The following is an 18,766-nucleotide window of genomic DNA, read 5'->3' on the forward strand; positions in this document are numbered from 1 at the left end:
CTACTCGCCGGTACCCGCCGGCGGGCCGGGCGGCCCGCCGGACCGGACGTACCACGACCATCCGCCCCGGGCCGTACCGCCGGGATCCGGTGCCGACGGCCCGGACCCAGGACCGGCCCTGGACCGATCACCGTCGGCGCGAGCCGATACCCTGACCCCTGTCGCAGGCCGGTGGATCCGCCGCGACAGGGGTCCGCCAGGCCGGCGGGCCGGGCCCACACGCACGGACGAGACCGAACGTCACGGTGGCGGCAGCACGGCCGCGCCGAGGGGGAGCAGAGGACCATGAGCGAGCACGGCAACGCGGCGGTCGAGGGCTTCTCCCTGGGCAACGGCCGCTATGTGCTGCAGCGGCTGCTGGGCGAGGGCGGCATGGCGTCCGTGCACCTGGCCTACGACAGCGTGCTGGACCGGCAGGTCGCGCTGAAGAGCATGCACAGCGAGCTGGGCCGGGACGACTCGTTCAAGGAGCGGTTCCGCCGCGAGGCCCAGGCGGTGGCCCGGCTGGAGCACCCGAACATCGTCACGGTGTACGACAGCGGCGAGGACATCGCCCCGGACGGCTCCAGCACGCCGTACATCGTCATGCAGCTGATCGACGGCAAGGGCCTGCGCGAGGCGATCAACGAGTCGGTCGCCCAGCACGGCGCGATGCCCGCCGAGGAGGCCCTGAAGGTCACCGTCGGCGTGCTGAACGCGCTGGAGGCCTCGCACGACATGGGCCTGGTGCACCGCGACATCAAGCCCGGCAACGTCATGTTCGACCGCAAGGGCAACGTCAAGGTCATGGACTTCGGCATCGCCCGGGCGCTGGAATCCGGCGTCACGTCGATGACGCAGACCGGCATGGTGGTCGGCACCCCGCAGTACCTCTCGCCCGAGCAGGCGCTCGGCAAGCCGGTGGACGCCCGCTCCGACCTGTACTCGGTCGGCGTGATGCTCTTCGAGATGCTCACCGGCCAGCTGGTCTTCGACGGCGACTCGGCCTTCTCGATCGCCTACAAGCACGTCCAGGAGGAGCCGCCGGCGCCCTCCGCCCTCAACCGCTCGGTCACCCCCGAGCTGGACGCCTTCGTCGCCCAGGCGCTGCGCAAGGACCCGGCGCACCGGTTCCAGAGCGCCGCGGCGATGCGGGACGAGGCGGAGCGGCTGATCCAGGCGGCGAAGGGCGGTGGCAGCGGGCACCAGCTGCAGGCCAGCACCCCGCTGGTGATCAACGAGGGCCCGCGCTCGGTGCACGCCGCCCAGCAGAACCCGCAGACCCCGCCGCCCCAGTACCTGCAGCAGGGCGGGCAGCCGCAGTACCAGACCCCGCCGCCGGCCTACCAGACCCCGCGTCCGCAGGCCCCGCACACGCCGCACCCCCAGTACCTGCAGCAGGGCGGGCAGCCGCAGTACCAGACCCCGCCGCCGGCCTACCAGACCCCGCGTCCGCAGGCCCCGCACACGCCGCACCCCTTCCCCCAGCAGGCGCACACCCCGCCGCCGCAGCCGATGCCGCAGCAGCCGATGCCGCCGTACCAGCAGCCGAAGGCGAGCGGCGGCTGCTCGACGGCCGTGGTCGTGGTCGGGATCATCATCGGCGTGCTGGTGCTCGCCGGCATCATCATCGCGATCGTGGTCAACAACGCCGACAAGAAGACCGGCGGCAAGTTCAGCCACGCCGACCGCCAGGCGAACGTGCTGGTGGTCGACGTCCCGTCCGACCGGAATGGCCTGCTCTGACGGTTTCCGACCGGTTCGGGGGTGGCACGGGTCCGCCCCGGAGGCGGTAGCGTTCGGGGATACGAAAGCGACAGGGCACCGCGATCCGAGCGAACGCCCGGGGCGAGGAGCGATGGCACAGACGCAGCAGCCGGACGACGACGCGGGTGCCCGAGCGGCCGGACGGACCGGCGGGACGCCGAGGCTCCCCGAGCCCGGCAGCGAGGCCGCGACCTCGGCGCTGCCGCCCGCCTTCGGTGGCGGCCCGCACACCCCCGGCCGCGGCACCGCCGCACCGCTGGGCACCGTCGGTGACGGCCGCTACCGGCTGACCCACCGGCTGGGCCGCGGCGGCATGGCCGAGGTGGTCGCCGCCGAGGACGTGCGGCTGGGCCGTACCGTCGCCGTCAAGCTGCTGCGCGGCGAGCTCGCCCAGGACGAAATCGCCCGGCTGCGGTTCACCCGCGAGGCGCACGCCGTCGCGGCGCTGAACCACCACTCGATCGTCTCGGTCTACGACACCGGCGAGGAGTACGTCGGGGACGAGTCCACGCCGTACATCGTGATGGAGCTGGTCGAGGGCCGGACCGTCCGCGAGCTGCTGGCGGACGAGGCCGCGCCGCCGGTCGACCAGGCGCTGATCATCATCGCCGGGGTGCTGGAGGCGCTCGCCTACAGCCACCGGCACGGCATCGTCCACCGCGACATCAAGCCCGCCAACGTGATCATCACCAACAGCGGCGCGGTCAAGGTGATGGACTTCGGCATCGCCCGGGCGCTGACCGGCGGGGCCACCACGATGACCCAGACCGGCATGGTCATGGGCACCCCGCAGTACCTCTCGCCCGAGCAGGCGCTCGGCAAGCCGGTCGACCACCGCTCCGACCTGTACGCGGCCGGCTGCATGCTGTACGAACTGCTCACCCTGCGCCCGCCCTTCACCGGCGACACCCCGCTCTCGGTGGTCTACCAGCACGTCCAGGACATGCCGGTGCCGCCCTCGCAGGCCAACGGCCGGGTGCCGGTCGGCCTCGACGGGCTGGTGCTGCGCTCGCTGGCCAAGAACCCGGACGACCGCTTCCAGGACGCCGACGAGTTCCGCGCCCACGTGCAGCACGCGCTGCGCGAGATGCACGGCGCGGCCGGGGCCGGCTGGGCCGGTGTGCCCGGGATCCCCGGCGACACCGGCGCGACCCAGGTGCTCCGGCCGGACCAGACGGCGGCCACCGCGGCCTTCGGCGTGGTCCGCCCGGGCGACCAGACCTCCGCGCTGCCCTACGGGTCGGGCGACCAGCAGACCCCCTTCACCCCCTACTCGGGCGGTGGCGGTTCGTACGGCGGCGACGACGGTGGTGGCGGCGACGACGGGCACGGCCGGCGGCGCGGGCCGTGGGCCTGGGTGGCCGGCGGCGTCGCGGTGCTGGTCGCGGCCGGGGCCGGCATCGCCTTCGCGCTCAGCGGCACCGACGACGGCGGGAACAAGGACCACGGCGTGCCCTCCACGCCGGCGCCGGTGGTGAGCACGGCCGAGCCGACCACGCCGACCCAGAGCGGTACGACGAGCCCGCCCGCCTCGGTCTCCGGCAGCAGGAAGCCGCAGCAGCCGACCGACACCGGCAACAACAACAGCGGGAACAACTCCGGGAACAGCGGCAACAACACGACGCCGTCGGCGACCACGGGCAAGCACAACACCCCGTCCCCGACCGCGACGACCTCGCCCAGCCACACGACGACGCCCTCCTCGTCGGCGACCGCGACGGGCGGGTCGACGGGCGGGACGACGCCGACCCCGGGCGGCGGGGGCGGCACGCCCACCAACCCGGTGCCGCCGTCCTCCACGAAGGGGCCGATCACACCGCCGCCCCCCGGCGGCTGATCCGGTCAGTTGGCGAAGGCGTCCAGGACCTGCTCGTACTCCTGGCACCACCACGCCAGTTGGCCGGCCGAGGCGGGGTAGAGCGGGTCGGCCCGGTGGTCGGCCCGCTGGTAGCGCCACTGCAGCATCCAGAAGTCGTTCAGCCGTTCCCACCAGACCCGGTGGGCGGCGGCGGCCAGGTGCTCGGCGGTGGCGGCGCCGGAGGCCCGGTAGGCCTGTGAGTAGCGGCGGACCCGGACCAGGTCGAGGACGCCGGACGCCCGGTCGTTGAAGAGCAGTGTCGCGGCCCGGACGGCCTCCTCGGCGCGCGGCTGCGGGCCGAGCTTGTCCCAGTCCAGGACGCCCGTCACCCGGCCGCCCCCCGGGCCCTCGTCGTACAGCAGGTTGAGGCCGTGGAAGTCGCCGTGGGTCCAGCCGGTGGGCGGGGCCGCCTGCGGGGCGGGGCGGCGGTGGGCGTGTTCGGCGAGCAGTTCCAGCCGTTCCGTGAGCCGTTGCTCGACCAGCGCGTCCAGCTCCCCGTACGGGCGGTGCTCGCGGGCGTGCAGCCGCAGGTCGCGGGCGATCCCGGCGCTGTCGGCGGGGTCGGCGCTGCGGTAGCCGGCGGGCGGGTCGACGGGGGCGCAGACGTCGTCGAGGGCGCCGTGCAGGCGGCCGAGCAGCGCGCCGAGCTCCTCGCACCCCGGGAGGTCGAGCTCGGTGCCGTGCCGGTGTCGGCCATCGGTCCACGGGAACAGCGCGAACAGCCGGCCGCCCCAGCCGGCCACCGTGCCGGACCGTTCGGCGCAGGCCAGCGGGGGTGCGACGGGCAGTCCGAGGGTGTTCAGCGCGGCCATCGCGCGGTGGTGGGCGAGGATCTTCGGGCGGCTGGCGGTGGCGGAGTCGACGTAGCACTTCAGGAAGTACGCGCCGGCCTCGGTGGTGACCCGGTAGCCCCGGTTCAACAGGCCTTCGGCGACGGGTTCTGCGGTCAGCAGGCGCCCCACCCGGTAACGGGCCAGGACCTCGGCGAGCGCGGTGTGCGGGACGGGCGGACTGAGGGTTCCCATCGGTGGTGCGGAGAGATCGGGGCGGGCCGGGGCGCAGGCGAGGGTCTGGCTGAAAGTCACAGCCAGAGGTTATGGCCCCCTGGCGGGGGCCCTTGACAAACCGTCAGGACTGTGCAGTCGTCGGCTCAGTACTGGTGGTCGGCCTGGTGCCGCGCCACGAAGGCGGCCGCTTGGGTCCGTCGCTCCATGCCCATCTTGGCGAGCAGACTGGAGACGTAGTTCTTCACCGTCTTCTCGGCCAGGTGCAACTCGTTGCCGATCTGACGATTGGTCATACCTTCGCCGATCAGATCGAGGATCCGTCGCTCCTGCTTGGTGAGCTGGGCCAGCCGCTCGTCCTCCTTCTCGCCGCCGTCGCGCAGCCGGGCGAGCACCCGGCTGGTGGCGACCGGGTCGAGCAGCGAGCGGCCCGCCGCGACGTCCCGGACGGCGGTGATCAGGTCGGTGCCGCGGATCGCCTTCAGGACGTAGCCGGAGGCGCCGGCCATGATCGAGTCGAACAGCGCCTCGTCGTCGGAGAACGAGGTCAGCATCAGGCACTTGATCTCCGGTAGCCGGGACCGGATCTCGCGGCAGACCTCGACCCCGTTGCCGTCCGGCAGTCGGACGTCCAGCACCGCGACGTCGGGGTGGACCGCGGGGATCCGGGTGAGCGCCTCGGCCGCGGTGCCGGCCTCGCCGACCACCTCGATGTCGTCCTCGACCGAGAGCAGGTCGTGCACACCCCGTCGGACGACCTCGTGATCATCGAGCAGGAATACCCTGATTTGTCCGTTGTCAGTCACGTCCAAAGCCTCCCATATCACCGTAGGAAAGACCTATCGCTCTCAACGCCGTAAAGACGTGATCCGGCCAGAGACATCCGAAACCGATACCGAGAACCCCCTTACGCGCGGGCGTCCGCCCGGATAACGTGCGCTGGTGTCCTGAAGGCGCTCGAATTGAGAGCTGCGTCACGCCGACCGTCACCCCCACCCTTCCGACGGCGAGCCGAACGCGGCACCCTCGGGGTTGTAGGCCCTGAACAAGTAGGACGTCCTAGCGCAAGCGCGCCGAGGGCGGACGCTGGGTAACGTTCTCGTGAGGGTGCCGTCGGAACAGGATCACCACCTGCCCCGCAGTGGGAGCGCACACCCACGCGCGCCCCGCGAGGCGGTGACCGGACCGGTCACCGGCGACCCCGGGCGGCCGGACAGACCGAGGAGTGAACGTGACCGTCAAAAGCACGGCGAGGGCCCGCAAGAAGGCGGCCCCCGCTGTCCCTGACACCCTCCGCGCCGCGGGTACGGACGCCCAGCCGGAGCTCGTCCAGCTGCTCACGCCGAAAGGCGAGCGGGTCGAGCACCCCGACTACCCCCTCACCACCACTCCGGACGAGCTGCGCTCCCTCTACCGCGACCTGGTGCTGGTGCGCCGGTTCGACGGCGAGGCCACCGCGCTGCAGCGCCAGGGCGAGCTGGGCCTGTGGGCCTCGCTGCTCGGCCAGGAGGCCGCCCAGGTCGGCTCCGGCCGCGCCATGCGCACCGGCGACTACGCCTTCCCCACCTACCGCGAGCACGGCGTGGCCTGGTGCCGCGACGTCGACCCGCTGAACCTGCTCGGCATGTTCCGCGGCGTGAACCACGGCGGCTGGGACCCGAACGAGAAGAACTTCCACCTCTACACCATCGTGATCGGCTCGCAGACCCTGCACGCCACCGGTTACGCGATGGGCATCACCAAGGACGGCGCCGACGACGCGGTGATCGCGTACTTCGGCGACGGTGCCTCCAGCCAGGGCGACGTCAACGAGGCCTTCACCTTCGCCTCGGTCTACAACGCCCCGGTGGTGTTCTTCTGCCAGAACAACCAGTGGGCGATCTCCGAGCCCACCACCACCCAGACCAAGATCCCGCTGTACCGCCGCGCCTCCGGCTTCGGCTTCCCCGGCGTGCGGGTCGACGGCAACGACGTGCTGGCCTGCCTCGCGGTCACCCGCTGGGCGCTCGACCACGCCCGCAACGGCAACGGCCCGGTGCTGATCGAGGCGTTCACCTACCGCATGGGCGCCCACACCACCTCCGACGACCCCACCCGCTACCGGCACACCGAGGAGACCGAGGCCTGGAAGGCCAAGGACCCGATCAGCCGGCTCCGCGCCCACCTGGAGAAGGAGGGCCTGGCCGACGAGGAGTTCTTCGCCGCCGTCGACGCCGAGAGCGAGCAGCTGGGGCTGCGGGTGCGCGAGGGCGTGCGCGGCATGCCGGACCCGGACCCGACCCTGATCTTCGACCACGTGTACAGCGAGCCGCACACACTGGTCGATGAGGAACGGGCCGAGTACGTCGCGTACGCGGCCTCCTTCGAGGCGGGGGAGAACCACTGATGGCCGGTCAGCTGAGCATCGCCAAGGCGCTGAACGGAGCGCTGCGCAAGTCGCTGGAGAACGACCCGAAGACCCTCCTCATGGGCGAGGACATCGGCAAGCTCGGTGGCGTCTTCCGGATCACCGACGGCCTGCAGAAGGACTTCGGCGAGGACCGGGTGATCGACTCCCCGCTCGCCGAGTCCGGCATCGTCGGCACCGCGATCGGCCTGGCCCTGCGCGGCTACCGCCCGGTGGTGGAGATCCAGTTCGACGGCTTCGTCTACCCGGCCTTCGACCAGATCGTCTCCCAGCTGGCGAAGATGCACGCCCGCGCGCTCGGCCACGTCAAGATGCCGGTCACCATCCGGATCCCCTACGCGGGTGGCATCGGCGCGGTCGAGCACCACAGCGAGTCGCACGAGGCCTACTTCGCGCACACCGCCGGTCTGCGCGTGGTCACCCCGTCCAACCCGCACGACGCGCACTGGATGCTGCGCCAGGCGATCGAGTCGGACGACCCGGTCATCTTCCTGGAGCCCAAGCGCCGCTACTGGGACAAGGGCGAGGTCGGCGACGCCCCCGACCTGGGCATGCACGACGCCCGGATCGTCCGGCCCGGCACCGACGCGACGCTGGTCGCGTACGGCCCGATGGTCAAGGTCTGCCTGGAGGCCGCCGCGGCCGCCGAGGAGGACGGCCGCCGGCTGGAGGTCGTCGACCTGCGCTCGCTCTCCCCGGTGGACTTCACCACCCTGGAGGACTCGGTCAAGCGCACCGGTCGCGCCGTCGTGGTGCACGAGGCACCCGTCTTCCTGGGCATGGGCGCCGAGCTGGCCGCCCGGCTCACGGAGAAGTGCTTCTACCACCTGGAGGCACCGGTTCTGCGGGTCGGCGGCTACTACGCGCCGTACCCGCCGTCCCGCGTCGAGGAGGCCTTCCTCCCCGACCTTGACCGCGTGCTCGACGCCGTCGACCGCGCGCTCGCGTACTGATACCGGGGAGCGAAGATGACCACCGAAGTTCGCTCGCTCCGCGAGTTCAAGATGCCCGACGTGGGCGAGGGCCTCACCGAGGCCGAGATCCTCAGCTGGTTCGTCAAGCCCGGTGACACCGTCACCGACGGGCAGGTCGTCTGCGAGGTGGAGACCGCCAAGGCGGCGGTGGAGCTGCCCATCCCGTTCAACGGGGTGGTCGAGAAGCTGCACTTCCCCGAGGGCACCACGGTCGACGTCGGCACCGTGATCATCTCCGTCGCGGTCGCCGGGGAGGCGGGGGCCGCGGCTCCGGCCGCCCCCGTCGCGGCGGCGCCCGCCGCGCCGGCCCCCGCCGAGGAGGCCGAGCCGGAGCGCCGCGAGGTGCTGGTCGGGTACGGCCCGCGCACCGGCGGCTCCACCCGCCGGGCCCGGCGGACCACCACCACCGTCACCGCGGCCAAGCCGGCGGCGGTGCCTGTCGCTGCTCCCGCCGCTGCTCCGGTCGCGCCCGCCCCGGTGGCTCCGGCCGCTCCGGCGCCGGTGGCCGAAGTCCCCGCCGGTGACCGGCCGTTGGCGAAGCCGCCGGTGCGCAAGCTGGCCAAGGACCTCGGCGTCGACCTGCGCGCCGTGACCCCGACCGGCCGGGACGGCGTGATCACCCGCGAGGACGTGCACGCGTACGCCACGGCCCAGGCGGCTCCGGCGGCTGCGGCCGCTCCGGCGCCGGTGGCCGAGGCCGTCGTGGCCGAGCCGGTCGTCGCCTCGGCGGCCGCCCCGGCCACGGGCGACGTCCGGGTGCCGATCAAGGGCGTCCGCAAGGCGACCGCGCAGGCGATGGTGGCCTCGGCCTTCACCGCCCCGCACGTCACCGAGTTCGTCCAGGTCGACGTGACCCGCACGATGAAGTTCGTCCGCCGGCTCAAGGAGAGCGGCGAGCTGGGCCGGGACGTCCGGGTCAGCCCGCTGCTGCTGGTCGCCAGGGCGCTGCTGACCGCGGTCAAGCGGCACCCCGAGATCAACGCGCAGTGGGACGAGGCGGCCCAGGAGATCGTCATCAGGGGCCAGGTGAACCTCGGCATCGCCGCGGCCACCCCGCGCGGCCTGATCGTCCCCAACATCAAGGACGCCGGGTCCAAGACCCTCTCCGGGCTGGCCGTTTCGCTCGGCGAGCTGGTCGAGACCGCCCGCCAGGGCAAGACCTCGCCGGCCGACATGCAGGGCGGGACGATCACCATCACCAACGTCGGCGTCTTCGGCGTCGACACCGGCACCCCGATCCTCAACCCGGGCGAGGCGGCCATCCTCGCCTTCGGCGCGGTCCGGGAACTGCCGTGGGTGCACAAGGGCAAGGTGGTCCCGCGTCAGGTGACCACGCTGGCGCTCTCCTTCGACCACCGCCTGGTGGACGGGGAGCTGGGCTCCAAGGTGCTGGCCGACGTGGCCGCCCTGCTGGAGCGCCCGAAGCGCCTGATCACCTGGGGCTGACGTCCCCGAAGGAATGAGAAGGGGGCCCTCCTCCTCCGCACCGCCGTGCGGAAGAGGAGGGCCCCCTTTCCTGTGCCCGCCCGCCGGTTACCGCTGGGGACGGAGTCGGCGGACGGCGATCAGGACACCGGCCCCGAGGGCGAGGAGGGCGGCGGAGGAGAGGGCGAGGAAGGTGTTGGTGGAGGAGGCGCCGGTCTGGGCCAGCTCGGGGGTGCCGGCGGGCGCCGTGGTGGCCGGGGCGGCGGACGGGGCCGCGGCCTGGGCCATCTCAGCGGGCTTGTCGGCAGGGCTGTTGTCGGCGGCCGGGGCGGGCTTGGCCGACTTGGTGGGCGCGGGCTTGGCAGCCTGGGTCGGCTTCGCAGCCGGGGCGGCCTTGGGGTGGGTGACCTTCACCTCGCGGTGGTCCCAGGTCTCCTCCTCGCCCTTGTCGTTGGTGGCGTTCGTCACCAGGCTCAGCGAGGTCAGGTCCTTCGGCGAGTCGGGAGAGAGCGAGACCCGGAACATGAAGTTGGCGGCCCGGCCGTTGGACAGCGGCTGCGCCAGCCCGTCGGTGTCGGCGTCGAGCCCGATGCAGCCCACGTCGAGCTTGAGCGGCTTCCAGGCGCCGTGCTGCATGACCTCGACCCGCACGTCCTTGACGCGCAGCCGGGTTCCCTTACTGGCGGCCGACAGACCGAAAGCCGGTGCGGTCTTCGGGACGTCGGTCCCGGTGAGGTTGCCGATCGACAGGCCGAATTCGGTCCAGCTGCCGTCGGCGGCGACGCTGTTGGAGTCGAAGACCCGGAAGCCTGCGGACGGGACGGTCGGCTTGTCGACCGACGGGCGCGGGTCGCCGTACCGCACGTCCCCACAGGCCCAGGCGGTGTCGGTGGCGAGGAACTGGACGCCGCCGGCGAGGACGGTGGTGGCGGCGAGGACGGCGACGCGGCGGCGGCCGGAGAGTGCGCGGTCGTTCTTCGCAAAACGGGTGATAACGGGCATGCGCATGACGTGACTCCCCAGGGTCATGTGACTGACGGTGTGATGGTGAAGACGACCGGCCCCGCTCCTACCGAGCGGAAGCGCCCCCCGGCTCTGCCGGTCTCGCTCTCCGTGCCTTCATCCGTATAGACGCGCATCCCCGCCGGGGGTTGCAGGTGGATTCAAAAACTTTTTCGGGACCTCCGGACCCTTGCTTCGGGATACTGCCGGGATGACGGATGAGCTGACGATCCGACCGGAGACGACGCCGGTCGGGAGCGGGGAACGCCGGTCGCTGCGGCGCGACGTGTCGGGGCCGGCGCTGCTGGCGGGCCTGATCTGCGTCGCGGTGTCCTTCTCGGGACCGCTGGTGGTGGTGCTGGCGGCGGCGGCCGCCGGGCGGCTGGACCCGGCGCACACCGCCTCCTGGATCTGGGCGGTGGCGATCGGCAGCGGGCTGAGCGGCTTCGCGCTGAGCTGGTGGACCCGGACGCCGGTGATCACCGCCTGGTCCACCCCGGGGGCCGCGCTGCTGGTGACCAGCCTGGGCGACTACCCCTACCGGGAAGCGGTCGGGGCGTTCCTGGTGAGCGCGGTGGTGGTGGCGCTGTTCGGGGTGACCGGCTGGTTCGGCCGGCTGATCGCCGCGGTGCCGGTGGGGATCGTGAACGCGATGCTCGCGGGCATCCTGTTCTCCTTCGGTGCCGGGATCTTCGGCGCGGTGCACAGCGCGCCGGTGCTGGTGCTGGGCAGCTTCACGGCCTTCCTGCTGGCCAAGCGCCTCGCGCCGCGGTACGCCGTACCGGTCGCGCTGCTGGTCGGCGGGGTGCTGGCGGCGCTGACCGTCGGACTGTCGCTGCGGCCGGGCTCGGGCGGGCCGACCGTGCCGGTGCTGACGGTGCCGGCCTTCTCCTGGTCGGCGCTGGTGGGGCTGGCGCTGCCGCTCACCATCGTCGCGCTGGCCTCGCAGAACGCGCCGGGCCTCGGGGTGATGCGGGCCTTCGGCTACCGGGCGGACGACCGGCTGCTGATCGGCTCGACCGGCGCGGTGTCGATGCTGGTGGCGCCGTTCGGCTCGCCCGGGGTGAACCTGGCGGCGATCACGGCGGCGATCTGCTCGGGCCCGGAGGCCCACCCGGACCCGCGCCGCCGCTACGTCGCGGGGATGTCCTCGGGCGTGCTGTACGTGCTGGTGGGCAGCTTCGGCGGGGTGCTGGTGAGCCTGTTCACCGGGCTGCCGAAGGAGCTGATCGCGGTGATCGCCGGGGTCGCGCTGCTGGCCGCGCTGCAGGGCAGCCTGACGGCGGCGGTCGCGGAGGAGCGCGGCCGGGACGCGGCGGTGGTGACCTTCCTGGCGAGTGCCTCGGGGATGAGCCTGTTCGGGATCGGCTCGGCCTTCTGGGGGCTGCTCTTCGGGCTGGGCACCCATCTGGTGCTGGACTTCCGGCGGTCCTGAGCGGCGATGTGGTTGGTATGTCAGGCATGACAGGCATGACCGGTACGGCGGGGAGGATGCGGATCGTTCGGCCAGGTCGGTGACATTTGCGTCCGCCGGTGGGGGCGACACGCCGCGCCGGGTACGTCTCCGCTCCACCACCCGGGCGACGCCGGGTGACCGGAGCCCCGAGGACGCACCCGTATGCCGTCTGGCAACCCTGGCCGTCTCGTCCGGAGTCTGGCCGCGCTCGTGCTGGTGTCCACCGCCCTGCTGCCCGCCGCCCTGGAACTGGCCGCCCCCTCGCCGTTCGGCGTGATCGGGCCGGGGGCCCCGGCCGACCGGGCGGTGCCGCCGCACACCGCGGTCCGCGCCGACCAGCGGATACCCGCGGCCGCCCCGACCGTCGACATACGCCGCACCGGGGACCCGGCCAACCGGATCACCCTGGTCCTGCTCGGCGACGGCTACACCGCCGGAGAACAGGAACTGTTCCGGCAGCAGGCCGACCGGGCCTGGCACGCGCTGATGGAGATCGAGCCCTTCCGCACCTACCAGGGCTTCTTCAACATACGGCGGGTCGAGGTGGTCTCCCCGGTCTCCGGGATAGCCGAGAGCGAGAGCCGCGGCCGCCACCCGGCCACCCCGCTCGGCATGCACTTCTGGTGCGAGGGCACCGCCCGGCTGCTCTGCGCCGACGAGTCCGCCACCGCCCGCTACGCGGGGGACGGCGCCGGGCCGCAGTACCTGATCGCCCTGGCCAACTCCACGGAGTACGGCGGAGCCGGGGGCACCGGGGTGACCACCCTGGCGGGCGGCAGCCAGGACGCCGGGCGGATCATCCAGCACGAGATCGGGCACACCGTGGGGGACCTCGGCGACGAGTACGACAGCGCCCCGGACGACGCCGACTACCCGAACCTCTCCACCCTCAACGCCGACGACATGCGCAGGAAGCAGACCAAGTGGTGGCGCTGGCTGGGCGCCGAGTCCCCGGACGGCGCCGGGCTGGTCGGGGCCTACCGCAGCGCCAACGGCCTCTACCGGCCGACCCCGGACTCGGTCATGCGCACCCTGGGCAGCACCTACAACCTGCCCTCGCGGGAGGCGATCGTCGAGGAGCTGTACCGCAAGGTCCGCCCGACCGACGCCCCGGTGCCGCCGCCCGGCGAGGTGGCCGGGCGGCCCCGGCTCGACGTCCGGGCGCTGCCGCTGAGCGGGCCGCGGCAGCTGAAGGTGGAGTGGAAGGTGGACGGCGTCCCGGTGACGCCGCAGTCGGCCGACGGCTCCTGGCTGGACACCGCGAGGCTGGACCTGCCCCCGGGCCGGACGGCCACCGTGACCGCGACCGTCCGGGACACCACCGACTGGGTACGGGACGAGGCCTTCCGGGACCGCTACATGACCCGGTCGGTGTCCTGGACGCTGGCCGGCTGAGACCGGGGAGCGCACCGGCGGATCCACGGCCCCGCGGGGGCGCGGGGCCGCGTCCGGTCGGTGCGGGTTCGCGTCCGGACGACCGAACCCCGCCCTGGGCCTCCCATCATGGGATGACTAACCTGGTCGCACTATGACCGTGGAGCCCGCCCGCCCAGCCGCGCCCCTGTCCGCCCCTGCTCCCGCTTCCGCTCCCGCTCCCCGAGGTACCGCCGTCCCCGCGGCCGGACCGCCCGGCGGCCGCGCGGCCTGGCTGGCCTGGTCCGTCGGCGTCAGCGTCTACGTCCTGGCCGTCATCCACCGCACCAGCCTCGGGGTCGCCGGACTGGACGCCGCCGACCGCTTCGGCATCGGCGCCTCGGCGCTCTCCACCTTCTCGATCCTCCAGGTGCTGGTCTACGCGGCCATGCAGATCCCGGTCGGCCTGCTGGTCGACCGGTTCGGGCCGCGCCGGGTGCTGCTGCTCGGCGTGCTGCTGCTGAGCACCGGGCAGCTCGCCTTCGCGTTCAGCTCCACCTTCGCCCCGGCACTCGCCTCCCGGGCGGTGCTCGGCTGCGGCGACGCGATGACCTTCATCAGCGTGCTGCGGATCGCCGCCCGCTGGTTCCCGGCGGCGAAGAACCCGTTCGTCGCCCAGCTGACCGGTCTTGCCGGGATGGGCGGCAACCTGATCACCACCGTGGTGCTGGCCCAGGCACTGCACAGCGAAGGCTGGACGCCGACCTTCGCCGCGATCGCGCTGCTCGGCGTGGCGGTGTTCGCGCTGGTCGCGCTCTTCCTCCGGGAGTCCCCGGTGCCGGCGGCCCCGGTACGGCCGGTGGAACACCGGGAACGGCCAGGCCTGCGCCGGCAGGTCCTGGACTGCTGGCGGGAGCCGGGCACCCGGCTGGGCCTGTGGGTGCACTTCACCACCCAGTTCCCCGGCAACGCCTTCGGCCTGCTCTGGGGCCTGCCCTACCTGGTCGAGGCGCAGGGCATGTCCCGGGCCGGGGCCGGCGGGCTGCTGACCCTGCTGGTGCTCTCCAACATGACCTTCGGCTTCCTCTTCGGCCGGCTGCTCTCCGCGACGGCGCGCGCCCGGATGCCGATCGTGCTCACCGCCATCACGGCCACCGCGCTCGGCTGGGCACTGGTACTGGCCTGGCCCGGCGGACACCCGCCGACCTGGCTGCTGGTCGGGATCATCCTGGTGATGGGCAGCAACGGCCCGGCCTCGCTCGTCGGCCTGGACTACGCCCGCTCGCGCAACCCCGCGGAGCGGCTCGGCACCGCCTCCGGGATCGTCAACATGGGCGGCTTCATCGGAACGATGATCACACTGTTCGGCATCGGCGTACTGCTCGACGCCCTCACCCCGGAAGGCGCCGGCTCGTACTCGGCCGACGCCTTCCGCTGGGCGTTCTGCTGGCAGTACGTCCCGCTGGCAGTGGGGACGCTGATGATCCTCCGGCTGCGCCGGAAGGTTGATGCGTAGCGTTTCTGACCTGCGAAGACGCGCTAACCCTCGCCAAAAGCGAGGGTTAGCGATGGCATCAGCGGCCGTACTCGCGCATCAGGTCCGAGATCTGCCGGGCCGTCCCATAGATTCGAGCGCCATGCAGTTCCACGGTCAGCTGTCCGTCACCGAGAGGGGTTGGTGCGGGTGCCAGGACAAGCATGCGGACCAGATCCACGATCTTGACCTTCGAGCACCGGGGGATGGCCGTGCCACCCCTGATGCCGACCCGCTCGACACTCGGGCAGGAGTAGTAGCCGCCGAAGGGCGGGCCGCTGTCGTCCTCGCGCGCCGGCACGTCGTAGAGCATTTCCCCGTGCTTGCAGTACACCGCCCCGTCCGACCGCAGGTAGACCTGGGGCCAGCCGTCGCGATTGAGTTCGGCGATGATCTCCACCTGCTGCCCGACCGCCTCGGCCAGGGTCTCCGCCATCCGCCGCTGCTGGGTGGGGATGTCGGTGTCCCCGCGGCGGATGGAAGGGAGGAGGTCACGGGTGACCCAATCCCTGAACGGCTTGGAGGACGCCTTGTTGGACCGCATCAGCAGGGTGTACAGGCCTGCCTCGTTCAGCACGCGTAGGTATGGATTCGCGTGGCTGTACAGTTTCCGACCTGCGGAAACGTCGTAACTATCACTTTTGGTGACAGTTACCGCCCTCATGTCGACGGTGCGGTGCTGGTGCTCTTCCAGCCCCTTCACAGCTTGCGCCGCGTTGCCGCGACCGAGCACCCGGCACACGTCCGCCGTGACGAACCACGGCTCGCCGTCGATCATCACGACGCGGATCGGCTGCCCGGTGACCGGGAAGCTCGACCGCACCAGCACCATCTGTTCCCGCTGTTCCTGTTCGTCGTCCATGGTGGACGCCCCTCCTTCTTCCGGGTGGTGGCAGGACTGCCCGGAACAACGAGGCCAAACAGGTGAGGTGGCTGGTGCTGGGTTGACGTATGGATGCGCGAGTGGTGCCCACCCGGCGCGCGTTGGTGCGTGTACGCCGGGTGGTGTGCGCCAGGGGCGCCGGGTGGTTCAGATGGTGACGGAGAAGTTCGCCAGCACCCGTTCGGCGAGCTCCTTGTCGCCCTCCACGGACACCGGGCCGGGCCGGCCGCGGCCGCAGGCGAGCCGCACGTACGTCTCCCAGTCCATGGTGAGCTGGACGTCGGGGGCCAGGCTGATCGACTCGTCCACGGTGCAGTGGCCGGTGGCGTCCACCCGGACGGTGCGCAGGAACTCCACCGGGCCGGTGACGTCGAGCACCAGGGCCGTCCCGGCCGGGACGCCGGCCTTGTTGGCGACGGCCTTGGGCAGCAGCTCCAGCAGGAGGTCCCGGGCGATCAGCGCGGCGGGGGAGTCCAGGTTGCCGGGGGTCTCCAGGGCCCGGCGCAGGTCCTGCTCGTGCACCCAGACGTCGAAGGCCCGCATCCGCAGCAGCTCGTGGTACGGGACGTCCCTGGCGAGCGGGCCGGCGGGCCAGCGCACGGGCTCGCCGGGCGTCTGCTTGGCGTTGCGCAGCGCGCGGGAGCGGCGGATGACCGTGTACTCCAGCTCGCTGGTCATCTCCAGCGCGGTGTGGCAGCGGCGCTTGTCGACCGGCAGCTCGACGTAGCGGGCGAACTCGGTGGTCACGTGACGGAGGTCACGGGGCAGCGAGTGGATCGGGCGCGGGTCGCCGAGCAGCTCCGACTCGACCGCGATGACGTGCGAGACGACGTCCCGGACGGACCAGCCGGGGCATTCGGTGGGCCGGTTCCAGGACCCCTCGGGGAGGGGGGCGACCAGCTCCGATATGGACTCGATGCTCTGGGTCCAGGCCTCGGTGTGAGCCTGCACGGTCTGGTTGTCCGTCACGGGAATCTCCGGCCCTCCGTCAGCTTCCTTGCCGTCCGCGCCCGGCCGTCCTGGCCGACCGGGATGGTCCGGCTTCCGGGCGCACACGCTAACCGCACGTTACGCTGCCGGGAGACAGCTGGGCAGCGCTTTCGGGTGACGATCGTAGGTCTCTTGCCGTGGACGGTGGTACTGTGCGCGCTTCATTGATCCAACTCGCGGTCTCCGACGCCGAGCCGCCCGCCGAGCGGCGGGCCAGGGCGGCGGCGCTGGTGCGGGCCCAGCAGGGCGCCGACCTGGTGGTGCTGCCGGAGCTGTGGCCGCTCGGCGGCTTCGCCCACGACCTCTGGTCGGACGGCGCGGAGGGCCTGGACGGGCCCACCTCGGACGCGATGGCGGCCGCCGCCCGGGCGGCCGGTGTCTGGCTGCACGCCGGTTCGATCGTCGAACGCGACCCGGACGGGCCGATCTACAACACCTCGATGCTGTTCGCCCCGGACGGCGAGCTGGTGCACACCTACCGCAAGATCCACCGCTTCGGCTTCGACAGCGGCGAGGCGGTGGTGATGGGCGCCGGGCAGGAGATCGTCACCGCGCCCACCGACTTCGCCACGCTGGGCCTGGCCACCTGCTACGACCTGCGCTTCCCGGAGCTGTTCCGGGCGCTGCTGGACGCGGGCGCGCAGCTGCTGGTGGTCCCGGCGGCCTGGCCGGCCAAGCGGCGAGAGCACTGGACGCTGCTGGCCCGGGCGCGGGCGGTGGAGGAGCAGGCCTTCGTGCTGGCCTGCAACACGGCCGGGACGCACGCCGGGGTGGAGCAGGCCGGGCACAGCATCGTGGTGGACCCGTGGGGCCGGGTGCTGGCCGAGGCGGGGGCGGAGGAGCAGGTGCTGACGGTCGAGTTCGACCCGGCCGAGGTGGCCAGGGCGCGGGAGGAGTTCCCGGTGCTGCGGGACCGCCTGCTGGGGATCCCGGCGCCGGTCCAGCGCTGAGCCCGGGGGCGCCCGGCGGCTTCCGGAGGGTTGGTTCGGACCTGGCCCGGGCGGGTTTGAGAAGATGAGCACTCGTCGTGTTCCCGCCGGCCCGTCGAAGACCGGCCCGGTCGGCCCGCCCGAGGAGGTCGCGCCCATGCCTGGCACCGGCGACGGCGGCACCCCCCGTCCCGTCATCCAGCGCAACAGCCTGCGCGAACAGATCGCCGGCGCCTTGCGCGAGGAGATGATGGCCGGCCGACTGGCGGCCGGTCGCAACTTCACCGTCAAGGAGATCGCCGAGCTCTACGGCGTCTCCGCGACCCCGGCCCGCGAGGCGCTGGTCGACCTGGGCTCGCAGGGCCTGCTGCGGGTCGAGCACCACCGCGGCTTCACGGTGCCCGAGCTGTGCTGGGACGACTTCCTGGAGATCTTCGAGTCCCGGGTGCTGCTCACCGACAGCTTCCACCGCCAGTTCTCGACCCGCCGCGCCCTCCCCGACCTCAGCCGGCTGCCCTCGCTGCACCGCCGGGCCGACGCGGCCGTCCGGGCCGCCAGGGCCGGGAACCTGGACGTGATGGTGGGCTGCGACCGGCGGTTCTGGCAGGAGGTCGCGGGGCTGCTGGGCAACCGCCGGATCGCCGACTACCTGGACTGGCTGCGGGTGCAGTCCTGGATGTTCGCGGCCCCCTACCTGCGGGAGATGCCCAGCCTGGCCGGGGTCTGCTGGGACCGCCACCCGGACCTGGTCGCGGCGATCGAGGCGCGTGACCTGGCCGGCGCGCACCGGATCATCTGCGAGTACAACCTGCACACCGCCCGGACGCTGGCCGAACTGGCCGGGCAGCCGCTGGAGTCGGTGACGGTCCTCGGACTGCTCGCCGAGACGGCAGGGGCGGCAGGGACGGCGGGGACGGCAGGGACGGACGGGACGCCGCCGGCGCCCGGTGCCGGAGAGCCGGCCGCCCCCTCCGCCCCCGCTCCGGAGGCCGGGTCCGAGCCCGGTCCGGCCCGTGGCGGCCGGCCGTCGCGGGGCGACGAGGTCGGCCGGGAGCTGGGCCGTGAGCTGGGGTTGGGCCTCGGCCTGGTGCCGCAGCCCCGCTCGGTCCCGTACGGCCGGTTGGGCCGCCGGCTGCCCCCGTCCGCGCCCCCCGAGGCCCCGCGAGGACGGCCCGACCCGCACGCGGCCCCGGGCCGGTAGGGTG

At 72.8% G+C, this 18,766-nt stretch carries 15 protein-coding genes; 10 read left to right on the plus strand and 5 right to left on the minus strand.

Features of this window, described 5'->3' with window-relative positions:
* Positions 1 to 285: 285 nt before the first annotated feature.
* Together ACYP53_RS08740 and ACYP53_RS08745 are read left to right on the plus strand one after the other, a co-directional pair.
* Entirely contained in the window at positions 286 to 1,725 is a 1,440-nt protein-coding gene (locus ACYP53_RS08740; RefSeq protein ID WP_459647073.1) for a protein kinase domain-containing protein, read from the plus strand.
* A 112-nt stretch (positions 1,726 to 1,837) separates the two neighbouring features.
* Complete coding sequence (locus tag ACYP53_RS08745; RefSeq protein WP_189913241.1) at positions 1,838 to 3,583, plus strand: protein kinase domain-containing protein; 1,746 nt, start codon at positions 1,838 to 1,840, stop codon at positions 3,581 to 3,583.
* A gap of 5 nt (positions 3,584 to 3,588) precedes the next feature.
* Here the strand turns inward: ACYP53_RS08745 and ACYP53_RS08750 are convergent, their stop codons facing one another.
* Both ACYP53_RS08750 and ACYP53_RS08755 read right to left on the minus strand, forming a co-directional pair.
* Entirely contained in the window at positions 3,589 to 4,689 is a 1,101-nt protein-coding gene (locus ACYP53_RS08750) for a phosphotransferase (RefSeq protein WP_229928217.1), read from the minus strand.
* A 65-nt stretch (positions 4,690 to 4,754) separates the two neighbouring features.
* Positions 4,755 to 5,414, minus strand: a complete 660-nt coding sequence (locus ACYP53_RS08755) for a response regulator (RefSeq protein ID WP_189913240.1) — start codon at positions 5,412 to 5,414, stop codon at positions 4,755 to 4,757.
* A gap of 425 nt (positions 5,415 to 5,839) precedes the next feature.
* Here ACYP53_RS08755 and pdhA point away from each other — a divergent pair, with 425 nt between their 5' ends.
* The 3 genes from pdhA to ACYP53_RS08770 are packed head-to-tail and all read left to right on the plus strand — an operon-like array spanning position 5,840 to position 9,435.
* Positions 5,840 to 6,994 carry a pyruvate dehydrogenase (acetyl-transferring) E1 component subunit alpha gene (gene pdhA, locus ACYP53_RS08760; protein WP_459647074.1) on the plus strand — a complete coding sequence of 385 codons (1,155 nt, stop codon included), beginning with the start codon at positions 5,840 to 5,842 and terminating at the stop codon, positions 6,992 to 6,994.
* A complete protein-coding gene (locus tag ACYP53_RS08765) occupies positions 6,994 to 7,968 on the plus strand; it encodes an alpha-ketoacid dehydrogenase subunit beta (protein WP_459647075.1) in 975 nt (324 codons plus the stop codon). The genes pdhA and ACYP53_RS08765 overlap by 1 nt, the downstream gene beginning before the upstream one ends.
* Positions 7,969 to 7,983: 15 nt before the next feature.
* The gene (locus tag ACYP53_RS08770) at positions 7,984 to 9,435 is read left to right on the plus strand and encodes a dihydrolipoamide acetyltransferase family protein (protein WP_459647076.1); all 1,452 of its coding nucleotides are present in this window, start codon (positions 7,984 to 7,986) and stop codon (positions 9,433 to 9,435) included.
* An 87-nt stretch (positions 9,436 to 9,522) separates the two neighbouring features.
* Here ACYP53_RS08770 and ACYP53_RS08775 read toward each other — a convergent pair whose 3' ends face one another.
* Entirely contained in the window at positions 9,523 to 10,422 is a 900-nt protein-coding gene (locus ACYP53_RS08775) for an LPXTG cell wall anchor domain-containing protein (protein WP_459647077.1), read from the minus strand.
* 205 nt (positions 10,423 to 10,627) lie between these two features.
* On the opposite strand from ACYP53_RS08775, the gene ACYP53_RS08780 reads away from it, so the two are divergent.
* The 3 genes from ACYP53_RS08780 (at position 10,628) to ACYP53_RS08790 (ending at position 14,741) form a co-directional block, all read left to right on the plus strand.
* Positions 10,628 to 11,851, plus strand: a complete 1,224-nt coding sequence (locus ACYP53_RS08780) for a benzoate/H(+) symporter BenE family transporter (protein WP_189913236.1) — start codon at positions 10,628 to 10,630, stop codon at positions 11,849 to 11,851.
* Between the two features lie 183 nt (positions 11,852 to 12,034).
* Entirely contained in the window at positions 12,035 to 13,267 is a 1,233-nt protein-coding gene (locus ACYP53_RS08785) for a M64 family metallopeptidase (protein ID WP_189913235.1), read from the plus strand.
* 133 nt (positions 13,268 to 13,400) lie between these two features.
* On the plus strand, positions 13,401 to 14,741 hold the full coding sequence (locus tag ACYP53_RS08790) for an MFS transporter (RefSeq protein ID WP_189913234.1): 1,341 nt from the start codon (positions 13,401 to 13,403) through the stop codon (positions 14,739 to 14,741).
* A 58-nt stretch (positions 14,742 to 14,799) separates the two neighbouring features.
* On the opposite strand, the gene ACYP53_RS08795 is transcribed toward ACYP53_RS08790, so the two are convergent.
* Together ACYP53_RS08795 and ACYP53_RS08800 are read right to left on the minus strand one after the other, a co-directional pair.
* Positions 14,800 to 15,621 carry a BRO-N domain-containing protein gene (locus ACYP53_RS08795; protein WP_189913233.1) on the minus strand — a complete coding sequence of 274 codons (822 nt, stop codon included), beginning with the start codon at positions 15,619 to 15,621 and terminating at the stop codon, positions 14,800 to 14,802.
* Positions 15,622 to 15,789: 168 nt separating this feature from the next.
* Complete coding sequence (locus tag ACYP53_RS08800; protein ID WP_189913232.1) at positions 15,790 to 16,611, minus strand: maleylpyruvate isomerase family mycothiol-dependent enzyme; 822 nt, start codon at positions 16,609 to 16,611, stop codon at positions 15,790 to 15,792.
* 173 nt (positions 16,612 to 16,784) lie between these two features.
* Between ACYP53_RS08800 and ACYP53_RS08805 the strand changes: the two genes are divergently transcribed.
* Both ACYP53_RS08805 and ACYP53_RS08810 read left to right on the plus strand, forming a co-directional pair.
* A complete protein-coding gene (locus ACYP53_RS08805) occupies positions 16,785 to 17,582 on the plus strand; it encodes a carbon-nitrogen family hydrolase (protein ID WP_189913231.1) in 798 nt (265 codons plus the stop codon).
* Between the two features lie 136 nt (positions 17,583 to 17,718).
* On the plus strand, positions 17,719 to 18,762 hold the full coding sequence (locus tag ACYP53_RS08810) for a GntR family transcriptional regulator (protein ID WP_459647078.1): 1,044 nt from the start codon (positions 17,719 to 17,721) through the stop codon (positions 18,760 to 18,762).
* Positions 18,763 to 18,766 lie beyond the last annotated feature (4 nt).

The sequence above is a fragment of the Kitasatospora sp. Ki12 genome, from assembly GCF_054601375.1.